At 45.2% G+C, this 3,457-nt stretch carries 6 protein-coding genes; all 6 read right to left on the bottom strand.

Annotation, left to right across the window (positions count from 1 at the left end):
* Window positions 1-173 precede the first annotated feature (173 nt).
* A complete protein-coding gene (locus tag J3B89_RS20810; protein ID WP_215399518.1) occupies window positions 174-782 on the bottom strand; it encodes a hypothetical protein in 609 nt (202 codons plus the stop codon).
* A gap of 97 nt (window positions 783-879) precedes the next feature.
* Window positions 880-1,197, bottom strand: coding sequence for an antibiotic biosynthesis monooxygenase family protein (locus tag J3B89_RS20815; RefSeq protein ID WP_215399519.1), 318 nt, complete (start codon window positions 1,195-1,197; stop codon window positions 880-882).
* A 94-nt stretch (window positions 1,198-1,291) separates the two neighbouring features.
* On the bottom strand, window positions 1,292-1,606 hold the full coding sequence (locus J3B89_RS20820) for a MafI2 family immunity protein (RefSeq protein ID WP_215399520.1): 315 nt from the start codon (window positions 1,604-1,606) through the stop codon (window positions 1,292-1,294).
* A gap of 76 nt (window positions 1,607-1,682) precedes the next feature.
* Complete coding sequence (locus J3B89_RS20825; protein ID WP_215399521.1) at window positions 1,683-2,315, bottom strand: hypothetical protein; 633 nt, start codon at window positions 2,313-2,315, stop codon at window positions 1,683-1,685.
* 96 nt (window positions 2,316-2,411) lie between these two features.
* The gene (locus tag J3B89_RS20830; RefSeq protein WP_215399522.1) at window positions 2,412-2,876 is read right to left on the bottom strand and encodes a GNAT family N-acetyltransferase; all 465 of its coding nucleotides are present in this window, start codon (window positions 2,874-2,876) and stop codon (window positions 2,412-2,414) included.
* A 79-nt stretch (window positions 2,877-2,955) separates the two neighbouring features.
* On the bottom strand, window positions 2,956-3,457 hold a 502-nt coding region (locus tag J3B89_RS20835; RefSeq protein ID WP_215399523.1), incomplete at its 5' end, for an ankyrin repeat domain-containing protein.

The following is a 3,457-nucleotide window of genomic DNA, read 5'->3' on the forward strand; positions in this document are numbered from 1 at the left end:
TCCGGGCGCTATCGAGGAGCTCTCCGATTTCGTCATTGGTCAGTTGAATCACTGATATCTGCATAATGCCCTAACGCCCGGCTCACCGAGCAAATTTTTGATGGCGGCTTTTTTGCCACGCAAAAAAGGTGACAGCGAAAATTTGTCCGGTGCAGCCGCTTGTTAACTGCTGACTACTCTGTGACTCGAATTTCAATTTTGCCGCCATTACCCACTGTGTTTATTTGCTTAGAGAAATCACTTAAAAATACTATTGCCTCTGTGATGCTTACGGGCTTTAGTGATACTCCGTTTTTAGCCTGTTCCGTGCAGAACGGAGGGTAAACATGTATCACTTGACCTGGCTCTAGGTGTTGCTCTTGATTTTGAAGCTGCAACAACGGCTCTAAACCAAGAAACTCCACCGGGTCAGTTGATGCCGCAGACAAGAAAGACCCCAGACCAAAATCAAGACTCTCAAGTTCTCCAGTTTCAGCGAAGAGTTTATAGACAGTGCGATCTCTTAATAAGTATTGATCTGCCACACAATCTTGAGCGAACGGAACATCTGACTTCTCTACCGAAGGGTAGAGTTTATGGATCGCATTTTCGCCAAATAGTGCTGCCCTTAAACTGTGCCATTCAGGTTCATTGCAAAGACCACGCACATGTAGTCCGCCACCGAACTGAATAAAACCGTTTATTTGCTTCAAGAGTGAAAGCAGATTATCAGGAAGTAATGACTCAATCTCTTGGTCTGCCTGATATTCTGGTCCTTGATATGTGATGTTGGATAAATCCATGATTCCTCTAGGCAGTTAACGCCGCCAGCAGCGGCCGAAAAACCGCACAGCGGGTTTGAGGTCCAGCGACCAACGGGAGCGTTGCTGACTGGCTTTGTTAAATACCATAGTCTCGTTCAACTTTGGCAATCCTTGTTTTAAAACTGGTATACCATTGTTCGCGACCTAACTTCTGAGCTACTAAATGCTCAGTATTTGCTTTCCATTGCTTGATAGACTCAAGATCTCGCCAATATGAAACAGTTATACCTACATCTTCCCTAGCAGACTCGATACCGATGAATCCCGGTTGTTCAGATGCCAGCTGAACCATTTTGGTTGCCATATCACCATAACCATTATCACCATCTGTCCGCAGTGAAGTAAAAATGACAGCATAGTAAGGTGGTATCGGGGTAGTCGCTATCGGTGACATCTGAACTCCATATGGTATTTAACGCAAAGCTTTGGGGCGGCTGGAGCGCAGCGTAAGCCGTCCCAGCCACGACAGTGGCGACAACAGCGCCTTGTTATGCATGACTTAACTCTCCGTACCGTAAATACATCAAATTGTCACCGCCACCTATTTTCCATGGCTTTTTACTATCTCTTTCAATAATTTCATTGAGAACTACATTACGTGGGCAACTAGCTATTATTTCCGTTAAAACGCAACTTGCTGACTCAAGATGATCGTCTGTTGCGTCATCAGTAAAAACCGCATGGAAACTCAACTTGTTATCAATTAGCGACACGTAAAGAAAGCGAAGTGTATGAGGAACCTCGCCTAGCATTGCGATCTGTACTCTTCTAGCTATATCCATTGATGCCACGGTCTTACTCATGCATAACGCCCGCAACACCGGGCAAATTGGAGCGAAGCGGAAATTTGATCCGCGTGCTTGCGATTGTTAAATTTAATTACCCCATATACGGCAGGCCTTGGCACAGTACAGTTAAAGGAATAATTGATGATGGCAATGATTTGAATTTCTTCGGATCTTTATCTATCGCCTGCCTGAGTTTCTTCGCAGAAGCTACATTCCTAACCAAAACTGCATGTGGATCATTTGGAATTCTGAAATCGCCTTTTACCCTCCACTCTCTTTCGTGAACCCAGTTTATACCTTCTCCATCGACGCCTTCCAAACGCACAACGCGCCAAAGTTCTTCTCGTGGCATTTTCAGTGCATCCAACTCTTCATTGGATAGGTATATTACTGGTCGACAGCCTTTTTTATAGGCGTAAGTCTTTGAAACTATTATCCCATACGGCTCATATCTAGGCTTTTCTGGATTTGTGTTTGCTTCATTAAGAACATATTTTAGCGAAGCTAATGGGATATCCATAAAGCAGGCAGCTTCATTCGGGCCTTTTATAAATCCTTTTTCAGTATTACTGCCCCATATCTCCCCTGTCTTCAGAATATTAACCAAGTTGTCATAGGCGGAAAATTCATCGTCAGATTTGGTATTCTTAGTCAAATGGACAAGGAAGGGAGAAAGGTCTGGTCTTTCAAAAAATGGTAAGTTGTTTGATTCTTTAATGGACACTTCGCTACTCCTTCAGAAATTTAACGCCCGCAGCACGCGCGGCCTTGCAGTGGAGGCGCAGCCGCAACGAAAAGGCCGTCGCTGTGCCTGCGCTGGTTAAGAGGCGATCTGCTTGCACATAACATCGACCGTCACTCCCTTATATTTGCATCGTTCAAGATGGCGCCACCCGAGCTTCTCATAAAGTTTCGAGGCGAACTCGGTGTAGAGGTACCAGGTATCAGCACTGGAACGAATTGCCTCTGCTTCGCATTGAGCGATCAATTCAGTTGCTATTCCCTGATGCCGGAAGGACTCTTTGACATAAACGGCAGCCAGCCAAGGGGATAAACCCGGTTTAGTGTCCATATCGTTCTGTACTAAAGCAGCCGAACCAACAAGTTGACTCCCCGACACGGCAACAAAGATTGAAGGAATACCCTCTCGCCCTGCAGCTTTGGAGATTGCTTCGGCTCGACCTTCCAGAGTAAGCGCGGGGTTCAAATGCTTCCACTCTGAATGGTGGAGCTCCGCCAACTCGGCAATGAATTCTTTCTTGTCAGCCAGAGGAACGATTTCCACAGTCTTTGCCTCTTAACGCCGCAAGCAGCGGCGAGCGTTAGCGAGTCCAGCACCGTAGGTGCGATGCTGACTTGCCTTGTTAGCTGCTACTTGCAAATTTATTAAAAAGCTCACGCATTTCCTCGCTTTGGACTAGCTCAGCAGCAGTTTTTCCTTCGGAGTTTTCTATAGTGAGATCAACGCCATGTTTAAGCAAAGTAGCAACCACTTCTGTTCGATTATTTGCTATCGCAATCATCAATGGTGTTACGTAAATACCGTCTATTCGAATATTAGGGTTGGCACCATTAGCTAGTAAGCTGGTAACAATTTCATTAAACCCCATCAGGGATGCGCCAAAAAGTGGGCTAGTGCCTTGAATATTGCTCAAATTTGGATCTGCACCGCTTTTAAGCAAATAATCAACTAAATCTGAGTGTCCTTCTATAGTTGCTGCTAATAGCATCGTTGTGCCATTGGAGTTGATAGTGTTTATATCAAATCCTTCGTCTAGATATGCTTTTACAGCGTAAGCGTCCATTTTAGGACGTCCTATTCCTACTAAAGATCGCGCGATAAGCTGTGCACTCATCATAACAGGA

The sequence above is a fragment of the Rheinheimera oceanensis genome, assembly GCF_018831085.1.
GTDB classification, from domain to species: Bacteria; Pseudomonadota; Gammaproteobacteria; order Enterobacterales; family Alteromonadaceae; genus Alishewanella; species Alishewanella oceanensis.